15 protein-coding genes and 1 pseudogene are annotated in these 17,112 nt (G+C 61.1%); 11 read left to right on the forward strand and 5 right to left on the reverse strand.

The features are described 5' to 3' along the window. Positions 1-3: 3 nt before the first annotated feature. Positions 4-1,374, forward strand: a complete 1,371-nt coding sequence (locus tag AC3ITA_RS04390) for a DUF1329 domain-containing protein (protein WP_489279566.1) — start codon at positions 4-6, stop codon at positions 1,372-1,374. 141 nt (positions 1,375-1,515) lie between these two features. Continuing rightward, positions 1,516-4,059, forward strand: a complete 2,544-nt coding sequence (locus tag AC3ITA_RS04395) for a LuxR C-terminal-related transcriptional regulator (RefSeq protein ID WP_414929755.1) — start codon at positions 1,516-1,518, stop codon at positions 4,057-4,059. Positions 4,060-4,074: 15 nt separating this feature from the next. On the opposite strand, the gene AC3ITA_RS04400 is transcribed toward AC3ITA_RS04395, so the two are convergent. Next, positions 4,075-4,872 carry an IclR family transcriptional regulator gene (locus AC3ITA_RS04400; RefSeq protein ID WP_489279567.1) on the reverse strand — a complete coding sequence of 266 codons (798 nt, stop codon included), beginning with the start codon at positions 4,870-4,872 and terminating at the stop codon, positions 4,075-4,077. 163 nt (positions 4,873-5,035) lie between these two features. Here AC3ITA_RS04400 and hmgA point away from each other — a divergent pair, with 163 nt between their 5' ends. Genes hmgA through maiA form a run of 3 tightly spaced genes read left to right on the forward strand, consistent with a single transcriptional unit; the run spans position 5,036 to position 8,296 of the window. Beyond that, positions 5,036-6,340, forward strand: a complete 1,305-nt coding sequence (gene hmgA / locus AC3ITA_RS04405) for a homogentisate 1,2-dioxygenase (protein ID WP_489279568.1) — start codon at positions 5,036-5,038, stop codon at positions 6,338-6,340. 3 nt (positions 6,341-6,343) lie between these two features. Next, entirely contained in the window at positions 6,344-7,648 is a 1,305-nt protein-coding gene (gene fahA / locus AC3ITA_RS04410) for a fumarylacetoacetase (RefSeq protein ID WP_489279570.1), read from the forward strand. 12 nt (positions 7,649-7,660) lie between these two features. After that, positions 7,661-8,296: a maleylacetoacetate isomerase gene (gene maiA, locus AC3ITA_RS04415; RefSeq protein ID WP_057716383.1), complete on the forward strand. Its 636-nt coding sequence runs from the start codon at positions 7,661-7,663 to the stop codon at positions 8,294-8,296. A gap of 117 nt (positions 8,297-8,413) precedes the next feature. Here maiA and AC3ITA_RS04420 read toward each other — a convergent pair whose 3' ends face one another. After that, complete coding sequence (locus tag AC3ITA_RS04420; RefSeq protein WP_489279571.1) at positions 8,414-9,217, reverse strand: SirB1 family protein; 804 nt, start codon at positions 9,215-9,217, stop codon at positions 8,414-8,416. A 183-nt stretch (positions 9,218-9,400) separates the two neighbouring features. Here AC3ITA_RS04420 and AC3ITA_RS04425 point away from each other — a divergent pair, with 183 nt between their 5' ends. Continuing rightward, positions 9,401-10,420 (forward strand): Glu/Leu/Phe/Val dehydrogenase family protein, encoded by a 1,020-nt coding sequence (locus AC3ITA_RS04425; protein ID WP_095944309.1) that lies wholly within the window; start codon positions 9,401-9,403, stop codon positions 10,418-10,420. Between the two features lie 186 nt (positions 10,421-10,606). Here AC3ITA_RS04425 and AC3ITA_RS04430 read toward each other — a convergent pair. Beyond that, a pseudogene (locus tag AC3ITA_RS04430) lies at positions 10,607-10,846 on the reverse strand (YebG family protein); the annotation flags it as partial. 275 nt (positions 10,847-11,121) lie between these two features. Here AC3ITA_RS04430 and AC3ITA_RS04435 point away from each other — a divergent pair. Further along, the gene (locus AC3ITA_RS04435; protein WP_008000650.1) at positions 11,122-11,622 is read left to right on the forward strand and encodes a phosphate-starvation-inducible protein PsiE; all 501 of its coding nucleotides are present in this window, start codon (positions 11,122-11,124) and stop codon (positions 11,620-11,622) included. Here AC3ITA_RS04435 and AC3ITA_RS04440 read toward each other — a convergent pair. Beyond that, positions 11,619-11,933, reverse strand: a complete 315-nt coding sequence (locus tag AC3ITA_RS04440) for a DUF3509 domain-containing protein (protein ID WP_095944311.1) — start codon at positions 11,931-11,933, stop codon at positions 11,619-11,621. The genes AC3ITA_RS04435 and AC3ITA_RS04440 overlap by 4 nt on opposite strands. Before the next feature lie 309 nt (positions 11,934-12,242). After that, the gene (locus AC3ITA_RS04445) at positions 12,243-13,619 is read right to left on the reverse strand and encodes an L-serine ammonia-lyase (protein ID WP_150672170.1); all 1,377 of its coding nucleotides are present in this window, start codon (positions 13,617-13,619) and stop codon (positions 12,243-12,245) included. Positions 13,620-13,754: 135 nt separating this feature from the next. Here AC3ITA_RS04445 and AC3ITA_RS04450 point away from each other — a divergent pair, with 135 nt between their 5' ends. The 4 genes from AC3ITA_RS04450 (at position 13,755) to AC3ITA_RS04465 (ending at position 17,050) form a co-directional block, all read left to right on the forward strand. Continuing rightward, positions 13,755-14,702, forward strand: coding sequence for a LysR substrate-binding domain-containing protein (locus AC3ITA_RS04450; RefSeq protein WP_489279572.1), 948 nt, complete (start codon positions 13,755-13,757; stop codon positions 14,700-14,702). 214 nt (positions 14,703-14,916) lie between these two features. Continuing rightward, positions 14,917-15,324: an HPF/RaiA family ribosome-associated protein gene (locus AC3ITA_RS04455; RefSeq protein ID WP_095944313.1), complete on the forward strand. Its 408-nt coding sequence runs from the start codon at positions 14,917-14,919 to the stop codon at positions 15,322-15,324. A 167-nt stretch (positions 15,325-15,491) separates the two neighbouring features. Further along, positions 15,492-16,064, forward strand: a complete 573-nt coding sequence (locus tag AC3ITA_RS04460) for an RNA polymerase sigma factor (protein ID WP_095944314.1) — start codon at positions 15,492-15,494, stop codon at positions 16,062-16,064. Further along, positions 16,061-17,050, forward strand: coding sequence for a FecR family protein (locus AC3ITA_RS04465; RefSeq protein WP_489279573.1), 990 nt, complete (start codon positions 16,061-16,063; stop codon positions 17,048-17,050). The genes AC3ITA_RS04460 and AC3ITA_RS04465 overlap by 4 nt, the downstream gene beginning before the upstream one ends. Positions 17,051-17,112 lie beyond the last annotated feature (62 nt).

Consider the following 17,112-nt stretch of genomic DNA (forward strand, 5'->3'; position numbering starts at 1 on the left):
TCAATGCGCAAGATGATTCTGCAATTGGGCACCGTTCTGGCCCTGAGTCTGCTGGCCGCCAACGTGATGGCCGCGGTATCGCCGCAAGAAGCCGACAAGCTCGGCACCAGCCTGACACCGCTCGGTGCCGAGAAGGCCGGCAATGCCGATGGCTCGATTCCGGCCTGGACCGGCGGCATCCCGAAAAACGCTGGCGCGGTGGACAGCAAAGGTTTCCTGGCCGACCCCTTCGCCAACGAAAAGCCGTTGTTCGTGATCACCGCGGCGAACGTCGACAAGTACAAGGACAAGCTCTCCGACGGCCAGATCGCGATGTTCAAGCGCTATCCGCAGACCTACAAAATTCCGGTCTATCCCACCCATCGCACCGTTGCGTTACCGGCCGAAATCTATGAGTCGGCCAAACGCAGCGCGCTGAACGTAACACCGATCAATGACGGTAACGGTCTGGCCAACTTCACCGGCAATCGCTACTACGCATTCCCGATTCCGAAGAATGGCGTGGAAGTGATCTGGAACCACGTCACTCGCTACCACGGCGGCAATCTGCGCCGCACCGTCACCCAGGCGACACCGCAGTCCAATGGCGACTTCACCGTGATCCGCTTCAAGGACGAGGTCGCCGTGCCGTCGTTGCTCAGCGATCTGAAACCGGGCAGCGACGATAACGTCCTCAACTACTTCAAGCAGGAAGTGACCGCGCCGGCGCGGCTGGCGGGTAACGTTTTGCTGGTCCACGAGACCCTCGACCAGGTCAAGGAACCGCGCAAGGCCTGGATCTACAACGCCGGCCAGCGCCGGGTACGGCGTGCGCCCCAGGTCGCTTATGACGGCGTCGGCACCTCGTCCGACGGCCTGCGCACCACCGACAACTTCGATATGTTTTCCGGTGCACCGGATCGCTACGACTGGAAACTGATCGGCAAAAAAGAGATGTACATCCCCTACAACAGCTACAAGCTCGACTCGCCCGACCTCAAGTACACCGATGTGATCAAGGCCGGGCACATCAATCAGGATCTGACCCGCTACGAGCTGCACCGGGTCTGGGAGGTCGTCGCCACGGTCAAGCCGAACGAGCGGCACGTGTACGCCAAGCGCCACATGTACATCGACGAAGACAGCTGGCAAGTGGCGCTGGCCGACCACTACGACGGGCGGGGCCAGCTCTGGCGCGTCGCCGAAGGGCATGCCCAGTTCTACTACGATCACCAGGTCCCGGCCTATACCGTCGAAGCGCTGTATGACCTGATTGCCGGCCGCTATATCGCCCTGGGAATGAAGAACGAGGAGAAGCGCAGCTTCGAATTCAACATCGATGCGAAAGCGGGGGACTACACGCCTGCAGCCTTGCGTAGCACGGGGGTCAGGTAGGTTTCCTACAGGCTCCTACACAAAAGGGTGACTTTGCGGTCACCTTTTTTATAGCAGTCGATCAGTGTGTTGAATACTTCTTCAACAAGCGCTCGGGAGGGGGCTAGGGTGGCGCCAGAATTATAAAAAAGGCGCATCACAATGACTGCAATGACGCACTGTCTGGACCGCCCTGGCTTCCTGCCCCGACTGTCGTCCCATCACCTGTCCCGCGAGCGGCTGATCGAGCCCATGCTGGTCTCGACTGCACGGGTGAAGTTGCTTTGCGCACCGGCCGGTAGTGGCAAGAGCGCATTACTCACCGAATGCCTGCTGCGGGCGTCGGAGCACACTCGGGTTTGTTGGCTGCCGCTGGCGGGGGCGTCGTTGAGTGCAGCCGATTTTTTGTTGCGCCTGACGCAAGCCCTGGGTCTGCCCTCGACGGATGAGCCCGGACTGCTGGCGCATCTGGCCCGATTGCAGGCGCCGACCTGGCTGTTTCTCGATGATTACAGCCGAGCACCCAATCCGGAACTCGACCGGATGCTTGATCGCCTGTTGGCCGTCGCCAGCCCGGCGCTGACCTGGTGGCTGAGCTCCCGTCGACGACCACCCTGCAACTGGCCGCGGCTGCTGCTCGATGATGAGTTGTACGAGTGCGAAGCCCGGACGCTGGCCTTTACCGAGGCCGAGGTCAGACAGTTGCTCGGTCATGTCGAGCCGACCCTGGCGGCACAAACCGCCAAAAGGATGGTTCAGCGCAGCGGTGGCTGGTGCGCTGGCGTACGGATCGCGTTGCTCAATGGTTGTCCGTGGTCGGGTGAGCAGGGGCGTTCGGCAACATTGCTCGATTATCTGCAACACGAGTTGTTCAACACCTTGCCATCGGAGTTGGTCGAGGTCTGGAAGGTGTTGGTGCATCTGCCACGCTTCAACGCCAGCCTGTGCGAGCATCTTTTCGGTCCGGGGGAGGGCGCGCAGTGGCTGCAGGTGTTGCAGGATATGGGCTGCTTCATTGAACCCTGGGAAGACTCCGTCGAGTGGTTGCGGATCTTCGAGCCACTGGCCCGGGAGATGCGTGAAGAGCCGACCTCGGCCGGGCGATCCTGGCATCGCCGCGCGTGCCAATGGTTCAGCGCCGAGGAAGACTGGCAGGGCGCCTTCGAGCAGGCATTGCTGGCGCAAGAACACGAAGTCGCGGTCAGCCTGATGCAACACTTCAGTTTTGAGCATCTGTTCAAGCGACAGAACGTCAGCTGGTTACTCGAGCTGCACGAGCAACTGGGTGAACAGCTGACCCTGGGCACGCCACAACGGGTGGGGTTGATCGCCGCGGCGTTGCTGTTTGCCGGGCGATTCGAGCAGGCGGCCGCCTGCATTGGGCAGTTGTCCCGATTTGCCCCGCAACCGACGGCATGCTTGCAACGGCAATTGCTGGCACGGTGGCAGGCGCAACAGGGGTGGTTGCTGCATTTGCAGGGACGCCAGCCGGCGGCACGGGCGCATTTTATCGAGGCGCTGGACGGGCTGGACGCCGAGGCGTGGCCTGCACGATTACTGTGTCTGTCCGGGTTGACCCAGCAAGCGCTGCTCAACGCCGACCTCGATGCCGCCCAGACCTTCAATCGTGACGCCCTGTGCCTGGCACGGGCACAAGGCTCGTTGCTGTTTGAAGGCTTGCTCGAACTCGATCATGCGCAGTTGCTGGAGCAGCGTGGTGCCCCCCGGCGAGCCGGGCAACTGCTGGCCGACATCCATGAAATGCTCGGACGGCAGGCTGATCGACCGACGCCGCTGCTGGGACGAATCGCCCTGCGACGTGGACGGTTGGCCTTGTGCCAGGGCCAGGATGAATTGGCCGGTGAGTGCTTCCAGGCGGGCCTTGATGACTGTCTTCACGGTCAGGACAAGCATGTGCTGTACGGGTTTCTCGGGCAGGCGCAACTGGCGGCCAATCAACGCGACTATGCCCACGCGTTTGATCGCCTGCGCGAGGCTGAACGGTTGATGCAGCAACGGCAGATCCCCGACACGGTGTATCGCGGCGTGTTGCTGCAAATCAGCAGTCATTTCTGGCTGCAACAAGGGCGCCCGGAGTTGGCCCGGGAAGCGCTGACCCGGGTCTTGCGACATTACCGCGGGGCCCACGCGCGCCAGGCACCGCCGGCCACGCTGCAGCTGATTGCACGTATCGAATACCAGTTGGTATTGGCCGAGACTCAACTGCAACTGGTGCAACATCCACTGGATAGACTCAGGGCGTTACTCGAACATGCGCAACAACACGCCATGCTGGTGCTGGAAACGGAGCTGCAATTGGCCATCTGCGAAGTGGCGGACCTGACGGGGAAGCCGGACATGGCCCACGCAGCACTGGAGGCCGGTCTGGCGTTGGTCAAGCGTTGTCAGGGGCAACAGGCATTGCGTGATTTGAACTTGCGCCAGCCGAACCTGATCTGTCGTTTACAAGGGGAGGAGGCGGTGACCGCGCTCGCCCTTGATGCCAACCTGCTGAGTTGTCGGGAGCTGGAAGTGCTCGGCCTGATTGCCCTGGGTAATTCCAATCAGCAAATTGCCGAGCAGCTGTTCATTTCGCTGCATACGGTGAAAACCCATGCCCGGAGAATCCATAGCAAATTGGGGGTTGAACGTCGCACGCAAGCGGTGGCGATGGGCAAGAAGTTGGGCCTGATCCTGCTCGCCTGAGCATCGCCGCTGCGTTCAGGTTGTCGATGAGCCGGGTTCAAAGCCCATGCGCCAGCTCACGGTACGGGTGGCGGCTAACAAACGCTGTGCCGCCGGGCCGTTTTCATCGGCATGGAACAGCGAGGTCGGCCCGACCACGGTCAGTACTGCCGCGATCCTGCCCATGGCGTTGAACACCGGCGCCGACAAGGCATCCACTCCGGGCATCAACAGTCCATGCACATGATGCAGGCCCCGATGGCGGATCTGTTCGCTCATCGTTGCGTAGGCCTGGTCATCCGCCAAGGCGTGGGCAGTAGCGTTTTGCAGTTCCTGTTCACGCAGATCCACGGTTTCACGGGCAGGCAAGTAGGCGCCAAACACCAGTCCCGTCGAAGAACTGAGCAATGGCAACACCGAGCCCAGTTGTGTCACCACCGTCACTGCACGCACCGCCGGTTCGATATGCACCACGGTCGCGCCCTGATTGCCCCACACCGCCAGAAAACAGGTCTCGTTCAAGTCGTCGCGCAGTTCAGCCAGGGGCAGGGCGGCGACTTTCAGCACGTCCATACTGTTGAGTGCCGCCAACCCTACGCGCAAGGCTTCGCGGCCCAGGCCGTAATGGTTGGTGGCGGCATTCTGTTCGGCGAATCCGCTGGCGATCAGGGCCTGCAAATAGCGGTGAACCTTGCTCGCCGGCATCTGCACGTGTTCGGCCAGGCGCGACAGCGAAGTCGAGGGCGACAACTCGGCCAGAGCCTTGAGGATGTCGGTGCCAACCTCGGCCGAGCGGACTTTCTGTTTACCATTGTTGTCGCTGGTTTTTTCCATGGTGGCTGGGATCCCGGGACGAATGGGCGTCTTTATAGCTTGACGGTCAATACCAATCAAATTACGTTATGCGTAATCGAATTACGATAAAAATAACCCTGGCGTGCCTCGACCTCTGCAACAGAGCGAGCGGCCACTGCCGACTCCCTGTTCAGGAGGCTCCATGAACCCCGATTCAACGACGCCAGCGCTGGCCTACCTGTCAGGCTTCGGCAACGAATTCAGCAGCGAAGCGTTGCCCGGCGCACTGCCTGTCGGCCAGAACTCCCCGCAAAAAGCCCCGTACGGCCTTTACACCGAACTGTTCTCCGGCACCGCGTTCACCATGGCGCGCAGCGAAGCGCGGCGCACCTGGATGTACCGCATTCAGCCGTCGGCCAATCACCCGGCATTCGTCAAACTGGACCGGCAACTGGCCGGCGGCCCGCTGGGTGAGGTGACCCCCAACCGCCTGCGCTGGAACCCGCTGGACATTCCCACCGAGCCGACCGATTTCATCGATGGCCTGGTGAGCATGGCCGCCAACTCGGGCGCGGAAAAACCGGCCGGGATCAGCATCTACAACTACCGCGCCAACCGTTCCATGGAACGCGTGTTCTTCAATGCGGACGGTGAGATGTTGCTGGTGCCTGAACGGGGGCGACTGCGCATTGCCACCGAACTGGGCGTGCTTGAACTCGAACCGTTAGAGATTGCCGTACTGCCACGCGGCCTTAAGTTCCGCATTGAACTGCTCGACCCGCAAGCTCGTGGTTATGTCACCGAAAACCACGGTGCGCCGCTGCGACTGCCGGACCTGGGGCCGATTGGTAGCAATGGCCTGGCCAATCCGCGAGATTTCCTCACCCCGGTGGCGGCCTACGAAAACCTGCAACAACCCACCACGCTGGTGCAGAAATTCCTCGGCCAGTTGTGGGCCTGCGAGCTCAATCATTCACCGCTCAACGTGGTCGCCTGGCACGGTAACAACGTGCCGTACAAATATGACCTGCGCCGCTTCAACACCATCGGCACCGTCAGTTTCGATCACCCCGATCCGTCGATCTTCACTGTGCTGACCTCGCCGACCAGCGTTCACGGCCTGGCAAACCTCGACTTCGTGATCTTCCCGCCGCGCTGGATGGTGGCCGAGAATACTTTCCGTCCACCTTGGTTCCATCGCAACCTGATGAACGAATTCATGGGATTGATCCAGGGCGAATACGACGCCAAGGCCGAAGGTTTTGTGCCCGGCGGTGCTTCGCTGCACAGCTGCATGAGCGCCCACGGTCCCGACGGTGAGACTTGCACCAAAGCGATCAACGCTGACCTCAAGCCGGCGAAAATCGACAACACCATGGCGTTCATGTTCGAGACCAGCCAGGTGTTGCGCCCAAGCCGTTTCGCCCTCGATTGCCCGCAACTGCAAAACACTTATGACGCCTGCTGGGCTACGCTGCCCGCCACTTTCGACCCGACCCGGAGATAACCCATGACGCAGACTTCCATCACTCGCAGCTGGGTTGCATCCGCCAACGGCCACGCGGATTTCCCCCTGCAAAACCTGCCGCTGGGCGTGTTCAGCCTCAACGGCTCGGCACCGCGCAGTGGCGTGGCCATTGGCGAGCATATCTTTGACCTGCAAGCGGCCCTTGAGGCCGGGTTGTTCGATGGCGCCGCGAAGGCTGCCGTCGAGGCCACCCGTGGCGGCCAGCTGAATGCGTTCTTCGAACTGGGTCGCGAGGCTCGCGTCGCGTTGCGCGAGCGTTTGCTGGAACTGTTCGCCGAAGGCAGCACCCTGCACGGCAAGATCGAAGCCCAGGGCGCAAAACTGCTACCGCTGGCGGCGGATTGCGAGATGCACCTGCCGGCGAAAATCAACGATTACACCGACTTCTACGTCGGCATCGAGCACGCGCAGAACGTCGGTAAACTGTTCCGACCGGACAACCCGTTGCTGCCCAACTACAAGTACGTGCCAATCGGCTATCACGGTCGCGCGTCGACCATTCGCCCGTCCGGTACCGATGTGCGCCGCCCGAAAGGCCAGACGCTGCCGGTCGGTCAAACCGAGCCGACCTTTGGCCCTTGCGCGCGCCTGGACTACGAACTGGAACTGGGCATCTGGATCGGACAGGGCAACGACATGGGGGACTCGATTGCCATTGGCGACGCCGCCGATCACATCGCCGGTTTCTGCCTGCTCAACGACTGGTCGGCACGGGACATCCAGGCCTGGGAATACCAGCCGCTGGGGCCGTTCCTGTCGAAAAGCTTCATCACCAGCATCTCGCCGTGGGTGGTCACCGCCGAAGCGCTGGAGCCGTTCCGTCGTGCCCAGCCTGCGCGTCCCCAAGGCGATCCGCAGCCGCTGCCGTACCTGCTCGACAAGCGCGACCAGGCCGCTGGCGCGTTCGACATCGAACTGGAAGTGTTGCTGCTCACCGAGGCCATGCGCGAACAGAACTTGCCAGCCCATCGCCTGACCCTGAGCAACACCGGGCACATGTACTGGACCGTGGCACAAATGGTCGCGCACCACAGCGTCAACGGCTGCCAATTGCAGGCCGGTGACTTGTTCGGCTCGGGCACCTTGTCGGGGCCGCAGAGCGGTCAGTTCGGCAGCCTGCTGGAAATTACCGAAGGCGGTAAAAAGCCGATCGAACTGGCCTCGGGCGAGGTGCGTAAATTCCTCGAAGACGGAGACGAAATCATCCTGCGCGGACGTTGCCGCCGCGACGGTTTCGCTTCCATCGGTTTCGGTGAGTGCCGCGGCAAAGTGCTGCCGGCGCGCTGACAGGAGCAGGGCATGGAACTCTATACCTACTACCGTTCGACATCTTCGTACCGGGTGCGTATCGCGTTGGCGCTCAAGGGCCTGGATTATCAATCCTTGCCAGTCAATCTGATCGCACCCCAGGGCGGCGAGCATCGTCAGCCACCTTATCTGGGCATCAACCCCCAAGGCCGCGTGCCGGCCTTGCGCACCGATGAAGGCGAGTTGCTGATCCAGTCTCCCGCGATCATCGAGTACCTGGAGGAACGTTATCCACAGGTGCCACTGCTGTCCAAAGACCTGGCTGCCCGTGCTCACGAGCGCGGCGTGGCGGCGGTGATCGGCTGCGATGTGCACCCGCTGCACAATGTCAGCGTGCTCAATCGGCTGCGCCAGTCGGGTCACGACGAGCCGCAAGTGGTGGAGTGGATCGGCCACTGGATCGGCCAGGGGCTGGCCACGGTGGAGCAGTTGATCGGTGATGATGGCTACTGCTTCGGCCCCGAGCCTGGGCTGGCGGACGTCTACCTGATCCCGCAGCTGTACGCGGCTGAGCGTTTCAATGTTTCTCTTGAGGCTTATCCGCGAATCCGGCGAGTGGCGGCATTGGCGGCGACGCACCCGGCGTTCATCAAGGCGCATCCGGCGAACCAGCCAGACACGCCCTGAGGCCTTACACCATTCCAATGTGGGAGCGAGCCTGCTCGCGATAGCGGTGTGTCAGTCACATTGATTTGACTGACACACCCTCTTCGCGAGCCTGCTCGCTCCCACAATGATTTGTGATCAGTGAACGATGGAATTGGGCGGCAGATGCCCCAGCCGTTCCGTCAGGCGAATCCGCTGGATGGGGTCGTCGCTGAGCAGCAGCGCATGCTCCAGATCAAAACGCTCGGCGTTCGGGCAGTCCAGCCGTTGGTAAAGGCTGGCCCGGGCAAGATAGTCGGAGGCAGTGGCGTTGCCCAGTTCCAGGACGCGATCGGCGTCGATCAAGGCATTGATGAAGTCGTCGTGGGACAGATACAACTGGCGCAGGTTGCGTGACAGCCGTTGCAGCATCTGCGCCGGCTCGGCGGTTGCCAGGTGCTCGGCGCTGAGCTTCATGTTCGGTCCGTACTGGCGCTGCAACAACTCCCGACAATCGTTCGGATAAAGGCGACGGCCGCCGCAGGGATCGAGCAAATGATCGGCGCCCGGTACCCGCAGCAGGAAATGCCCGGGGAAGTTGACCCCGACCATGGGAATCTCCAGGCCCCTGGCCAACTCCAGCGCAATCAGCCCAAGCGTCAAGGGCTGCCCTCGTCGGCGCTCCAGTACTTTGTCCAGCAGTGCCACTTGCGGGCGCAAGGGTGTGAAGTCGTCCTGGGCATAGCCAAGGTCATTCATGCGTCGCAGCAGCGGCTGGGCCAGTTCACTGACCGGCAGCATCGGCAAGCCGCCACTGACCCGTTGTTGCAATACCTGGAAATCGGCCAACAGTGCTTGCGGCTGCACCTCACTGTCGTGCTCGGCCGCAATCCACAGTGCCGCCTCGAACAGCGCGGGCGGTGGACGTTGCAGGCAGGCGAAGAACGATTGGCGCGGGGTCATCAAAATCTCCGGGCAATGCCTCGTTTTAGCCCCCTCTCCAGCATTCGTCCAGTGCTGCAAAAGGGCGACTACAGGTTATTTCCGAAAGTCTGCTTCGGGGCCGTGCTTATTCCGGTGCGCTTCTGCAATTTTTGGGCGCAAGCCTATACTGGCGACTACAAGAAGTGATTCGGGAGCCTTACGATGTTCGCTCTCATGCAAAGCACTCGCCTTGAATCGCTGCATCTGAGCGTTGACTCGGTCACCGGGTTGAAGGCGGTCATTGCCATTCATAACAGCCGGCTGGGGCCTGCCTTGGGTGGTTGTCGTTACCTTGCCTACCCCAGCGACGAGTCGGCGGTCGAGGATGCCGTGCGCCTGGCTCAGGGCATGAGCTACAAGGCTGCGCTGGCTGGTCTGGCCCAGGGCGGCGGCGTGGCGGTGATCGTGCGCCCGGCCCATGTGGAAAACCGTGCAGCGCTTTTCGAAGCCTTCGGACGCTGCATCGAACAGCTCGAAGGCCGTTACATCACCGCCATCGACAGCGGTACTTCAGTGGCGGACATGGATTGCATCGCCCAGCAGACCCAGCACGTCACCAGCACCACCTCGGCGGGCGACCCCGCGCCACACGCGGCGATGGGAGTGTTCACCGGCATCCGCAGCACCGCCATGGCCCGGCTCGGCAGCGACAACCTCGAAGGCCTGCGCGTGGCCATCCAGGGCCTGGGCAATGTCGGGTACGCATTGGCCGAACAGTTGCACGCCGCCGGTGCCGAACTGTTGGTCAGTGACATCGATCACGGCAAGGTGCAACTGGCCATGGAGCAACTCGGCGCCCATCCGATTGCCAACGACGCCCTGCTCAGCACACCTTGCGACATCCTCGCGCCCTGCGGGCTGGGCGGTGTACTCAACAGCCATACCGTGACGCAACTGCGCTGCTCGGCGGTGGCCGGTTCGGCGAACAATCAGCTGACGCATCTGGATGTCGCCGACCAACTGGAACGCCGCGGCATCCTGTATGCGCCGGATTACGTGATCAACGCCGGCGGGCTGATTTACGTGTCGCTCAAGCACCGCGGCGAAGAGTTGTCGACCATCACCGCGCACCTGTCGAAAATCAGCTCACGCCTGACCGAAGTGTTCGCCCACGCCCAGGCGGAAAAACGCTCCCCTGCAAGGGTGGCCGACGAGTTGGCGGAGAAAGTGTTGTACCGGTGAGTCGGATGGGTTTTCCACAGGCATGAAAAAGGCCCTGAGCCATTCGACTCAGGGCCTGTTCAATTCGGACTTTGCCTACTTGGCGGCTTTGGGAGCCTTGGCAGGTTTGGCCGGGGTGACCGGCTCAACGGCCTCAGCAACTTCGACCTCTGCAGCAGGTTGTGCGACTTCAACCGGAGCGCTGAGCAGTTCGGACAGGGCGTCCGGCTGGCTCTTGAACGCCTTGGCAAACACATCGCGATTTTTCGCCATGTAAATCCCGGCTTCTTCCACCTGCTGCTCGGTCAGGGACGGAACGGCTTTTTGCAACACTTCAGCCAGCAGTTCGGCCAGTTCGAGCATTTTGTCATGACGGTCAGCTTCGGCTTTATCCATGAACAAGCGCTCCAGATCTCGGCTGCTGCGGTATACCACTTCGACGGCCATTCACCACCTCACATGCCTTACATTGGTTGTCGATTTCGACTACTGTATCTATATACAGCTAAAGGATAAGCGAAACCCTGTCTTTTGGGTAGTGGCTTTTTAATGTAGACCGGATTCGGGATTTGTCAGGCAAGGCGCTGCACAGGTGCGACCAAACGCCACGGCGCGTTATCCCGAGCGGCTCGCCATCATGGGCTGGCCTTTTTTCTGCATGCAGGAAAACCGTCACGTCCAACCCGCATCATCCGGTCGAATCGACCTAAGGAAGCCGCATCGTGAAAATCAACTGGGCCGAAAAACTGCGGCAGAACGTGCATGAACTGGCCGAGTCCCTGGGCAATCTGTTCGTCGAAACCTTTCACTACCTGGCGCTGTTCGCCATTGGTGCGGTGACCGCGTGGGCGGCGGTGATGGAGTTTCTCGGGATGATCGAAGAAGGGCACATCAAGATCGATGACATCTTGCTGCTGTTCATCTACCTGGAACTGGGAGCGATGGTCGGGATTTACTTCAAGACCAATCACATGCCCGTGCGCTTTCTGATCTACGTAGCGATCACTGCGCTGACGCGGCTGCTGATTTCCAACGTTTCGCACCACAACCCGCCGGACCTGGGGATCATCTACCTGTGCGGCGGGATTCTGCTGCTGGCGTTTGCGATTCTGGTGGTGCGTTACGCTTCGTCGCAATTTCCTTCGGTGAAGATCGAGAACCCACACCGCAAAACAGGTGCGGGCTCCAGTGAACATCCGGAGGTAGAAAAGGGCGAGCTTTAAAGCCCCATGGCGGGTCGGGGACGGCCGTTGGCGGGTGGCGGCAGGCTGTGCGTGCCGCCATCGGTCATGGATTCAAGGACGGCCACGGCGCTGTGGCCCTGCTCGATGGCAATGCCGAACTGAATGCTTTGCACCAGTCGTTTCAGGCGCTCGGGGTCATTGCGTTGTTCGGCGCTGATCATGCGCTTGGCCACCACGTGCCCACTGTTGGACAGGGTCAGCATGATGCTGCCGTCCAGGCCCTGAATGCTCAGGTTGATCTGGTAATCCGCTGCAAAGGCATCGGTAATGAGCTGGAAAGGGTTGTCCATGATGCGTCACCGCCTGATTGAACGTGCAGTTGTTGACCGGCCGTGATCGGGTTGGTTCGCAATGCCTGACCACCGGCCATCTCGCCATCATTGTTCCAACCAGGATGTAGCAAGGGGCATGCCGACAAAATTGTCGGACAACAAACAAGTTCTGTAGGAGCGAGCTTGCTCGCGATGGTCGTGAACGATAACGCGTAAACCCAGATGGTTCGCGGCGCCCGTGGGTTTTTCGCGAGCAGGCTCGCTCCTACAGGGGCCGCGTTTTCTGCACGTTTCGGGGCAATAACGGCTGGCGTGCCTCCAAAGCGATCAGCATTCCACCCAGTTCACCGCCAAGCCGCCCCGAGACGTCTCTTTGTATTTGTCATGCATGTCGGCGCCGGTGTCGCGCATGGTGCGGATCACCCGGTCCAGGGAAATGAAGTGTTTGCCGTCGCCACGCAGGGCCATTTGCGTGGCGTTGATGGCCTTCACCGCGGCGATCGCGTTGCGCTCGATGCACGGCACTTGCACCAGTCCGCCAACCGGGTCGCAGGTGAGGCCGAGGTTGTGTTCCAGGCCGATTTCGGCGGCGTTTTCCAGCTGCTCCGGGGTGGCGCCAAGCACCTCTGCCAGGCCGGCGGCGGCCATGGCGCAGGCGGAGCCGACTTCGCCCTGGCAGCCGACTTCGGCCCCGGAGATCGATGCGTTTTTCTTGCACAGGATGCCGACCGCAGCGGCGCCCATGAAGAATGCGACCACATCATCGTCAGACGCATCGGCATTGAACTTCATGTAGTAGTGCAGCACCGCCGGAATGATCCCCGCCGCCCCGTTGGTCGGTGCCGTGACCATGCGCCCGCCGGCGGCGTTCTCTTCGTTCACGGCAAGGGCGTACAGGTTGACCCATTCCATCGCCGACAAGGTGGACGTAATGACATTCGGCTTGCCGATTTCCTGCAGGCTGCGATGCAGTTTCGCCGCTCGCCGCGGGACATTCAGACCGCCGGGCAGAATGCCTTCGTGGCGCAAGCCCTGCTCGACGCATTCACGCATCACCGACCAGATATGCAACAGGCCCTGGCGGATCTCTGCGTCACTGCGCCATGCCCGTTCGTTGGCCATCATCAGTTCGCTCACCCGCAGCCCATGCTGGTTGCAGAGCTTGAGCAGTTCGGCGGCGCTGGAGAAATCGTAAGGCAGCACCACATCGCCGGCCGGTGCTATCCCGGATTCGGCTTCGGCCGCTTCGATGATGAAACCGCCGCCCACTGAGTAGTAGGTCTGCTCGAACAGTTCGCCGGTTTCGCCAAAAGCTGCCAGGGACATGGCGTTGGGGTGATAGGGCAGGCTTTCGTCTAGCAGCAGGAGATCGCGTTGCCAGTCGAAGGCAATTTCCACAACGCCTGCCAGGCACAATTTACCGGTTTGACGCAGGGTGTGAATGCGGCTGTCGATGGTGGTGGGGTCGATACGATCGGGCCATTCGCCCATCAGGCCCATGACGCAGGCGCGGTCTGTTGCGTGGCCGACACCGGTCGCTGACAGAGAGCCGTAGAGGCGGATTTCCACGCGTCGCACGTCAGCCAGAAAACCCTGATCGACCAACGCTTGGGCAAAAGTTGCGGCAGCGCGCATCGGACCGACGGTATGGGAACTGGACGGGCCGATGCCGACTTTGAAGAGATCGAAAACACTGATAGCCATGCTAAAGCCTGTACATGCAATGGAAGGGAAATCGCTGCCATTTCTGTAGGACAAGCGCAATTTGGGCGATACTGCCTGTCACGATCCAGTGTGACCAACGAAAATTCCTAAGACATCCTTTAGCGGTACTAAACGATGAGCCGTCAATTACACGCCCAGACGTATGTCTGGCTGAACGTGTTTGCCTGTGCCGCTCGGCACCTGTCGTTCACCCGTTGCGCCGAAGAGCTGCACATCACACCGGGGGCCGTCAGCCAGCAGATCCGCCAGCTGGAAGAGCGCCTGGGCTTTCGTCTGTTTCACCGCCGCGCCCGCGGGGTGGAACTGAGCGCAGAGGGCCAGCGCCTGGCCATTACCGTCAACGAGGCCTTTGGCAGCATCGACGCGGAATTGCGGCGACTGGATGCGGGCATGATCAGCGGGATTCTGCGGGTGCGTTCGATTCCGTCGTTCCTGAGCAAATGGCTGACGCCGCGCCTGCCGCGTTTGCAGCAGCGCTTTCCGGACATCCAGTTGCGCCTGGTGGCCGAGGACAGCAGCGTGCCGTTGCATGAAGGCGACTTCGACCTGGCGATCGACCTGAACGACGGCAGCTACCCGGGCCTGTTATCCACAGCCTTGCTGGATGAACAGATTTTCCCGGTGTGCGCGCCGAGCCTGTTGCGTGGTCGTCCGCCGCTGCACGGTCCGGCAGACCTGATGCACTTTCCCTTGCTGCACGACATCACCGCCTGGCGCGGCAGCTATGAGTACGCGGAATGGGAGTTTTACCTCAACGCCATCGGCTTCGAGGGGGCGGATGTGCGACGCGGGCATGCGTTCAACCGCAATCACCTGACCATCGAAGCGGCCATCGCCGGCATGGGCGTGGCGATTGCGCGCCGAACCTTGCTCAATGATGAGTTGGAGCGTGGTGCCTTGATCGTGCCGTTTGGCCTGGCGGTGCCCAATCACAAGCGCTACATGCTGCTTTACGCACCGGGGGCATTAAGCCATCCGGGTGTGCGCGCGGTGCACGATTGGTTGGTGGAGGAGGCGGGTGCTTTTCGCAGCTTGCACCCGTTGGGGGAGCGGCAAATGTGAGCAATTATTACGCAAGAGCAGGGCGACCCAACTCCCGACATTAACAGCGCTTTTGCTCCTTGTCCGGCTTTTTTTGCGTATGAATATTTATCTTTTTTCAGGGGTTGAATTGTTCAGCGTACAGACCGATTGTGTAAGTAAGAGGTCACGGTGATGACGCCCAAGGGCTTAGCTGACCGGCCTCTCGCGAGCTAGCTGAAATAAGGGATGAACTATGCAAATCCAAGTCAATAGCGATAACCATATTCAAGGCAGTAAACGACTGGAGGAGTGGGTACGTACGACCATTGAGAGCACGCTCGAACGCTACGAAGAGGACCTGACACGAGTCGAGGTTCACCTGCGGGACGAGAACGGCGACAAGCCGGGTCCCCACGACATGCGCTGCCAGCTGGAGGCGCGGCCAAAAGGCCATCAACCGGTTTCCGTCACCCATAAAGCCTCCACCATGGAGCAGGCGATCGACGGAGCGGCCACCAAACTTGAACATGCGCTGGAGCATATGTTCGGCAAGTTACGCGGTAAACGAGCCAATGTGGTGCCCATCGAGAGTGCCACCCATGCCGACCATCTGCTGGAAGAAGAGTTTCTTGAGAACGAACAGGCAGCGCTTAACGGCTGACACCTGATTCACTTTTTTACCTTCCCATGAAAACGGGCCTGCATTGCAGGCCCGTTTTGTTTTCGCCCGATCCTTTTGCATGTGAGAATATTTATCATTACTATTGCGACCTTGCCGGCCCCTGACGCTGTCGTGGCTTCACCGGTTTTCAGGTCGAAACATGAACGATGATCAATCTGCCCCCCGACCCCCACGATATCGAGCGCGATCAACATCGCGGCGACCGTGCGCACTTTCTCCAGGTGTTTCTCTCCCAGCGTTCGCAAATGGAGGCGCTGGTGAGTCGGCGTGTCGGTTGCCGGGCGACCGCGGCTGACCTTGTACAGGATTTATTCCTGCGTTTCTGGCGGCGGCCGCTGGTTCAGGTCGAGGAACTCAGCACCTACCTGCTGCGCTGCGCCGGCAACATCGCCATCGACCATTTACGCAGTGAAGGCACACGGGTCCGGGCCAGCGAAGGCTTGATGGTCGAGCCACCGGACAGTCATGGCAGCGGACCGCAAGCGGCGCTGGAGGCGGGCAACGATTTGCGCCACGTCGAAGCTGCGTTGCGCGCGCTACCGGAGCGCACGCGGCAGATTTTTTTGCTCAATCGCATTCACGGCCGTAAGTACGCCGAGATCGCCAAGGCCATGGGCTTGTCCCAAAGTGCCGTGGAAAAACATATGATGCGCGCCCTCGAAGCCTGCAAGGCCAGCCTTCGGGAACCCGAACCGCGTACGCCAGGGAAAGCACCGTGAACCACTTCGAACGCGTCGTTCCGACGCCCGCTCAGGAGCAGGCCGCGCTGGCCTGGCTGAGTTTGTTGCATGACCAGCCCAGCAGCGGTGACCAGGCGACATTCAGCCAATGGTTGCAGGCCGACCCCGCCCATGCCGAAGCCTATGCCCAGGCGCAAGTGCTGTGGGAGTTGAGCGAAGGGCCGGCGCGTACGCTCGCCAATGAAGACGCTTTTGCCTTGCAGGGCTATCTCAACGCCATGGACAAGCCGCGGCGCAGTGCGGTCGGGCGCTGGTCCGGGGCGCTGGCGATGGCTGCGTGCCTGCTGTTGATGATCAGTGTCGGCACAGGCTGGCAGCCGATGCGCTGGATGGATGACCTGGGGGCGGATTACGTCTCGGCACCGGGGGAAATCCGCACCGTCACCCTGGCCGATCAGTCGCAGGTGACACTGGATGCCGACAGCGCCATCGCCGTGGATTTCAGTCGCGGCGAGCGGCGAGTGCAACTGCGTCGAGGCGCCGGTTTTTTCAGCGTCACCCACACCGGCGAGCCGTTTGTGGTGGACGCCGAGAAAGGGCAGGCGCGGGTCTTGGGTACGCAGTTCGAAGTTCGATTGCAGCCCCACGGTGCGCAGGTGACGGTGCTGTCCGGTCGAGTCGGCGTGGCGGCGCAGCAAAACGCCGAGCAGCAAATCCTCACCGCCGGCCAGCAACTGGCCTACGGTGAAGGCACGGCGGAAAAACTCCACGGGGTGGACAGCGAAGCGCAATTGGCCTGGCGCCAGGGCTGGCTCAATTATTACAGGGCGACGTTGGCGGATGTGGTGCAGGATTTGGCGCGCTATTACCCCGGTCGGATCGTGATACTCAACGGTGAACTGGCGACGCGCCGGGTCAGTGGCAGCTTTCCGAGCAGGAACCCGCAGGCGGTGTTGAGCTCGTTGCAGGGCGTGTTGGGGTTTGAGCAGCATCAGGTTTTGGGGCAGCTGATTATTTTGCGTTGAGGCGGCCGGCCCCATCGCGAGCAAGCTCGCTCCCACAGGTTCTGCGGCTTACACAATCAAAT

The sequence above is a fragment of the Pseudomonas sp. GL_090 genome, from assembly GCF_057837765.1.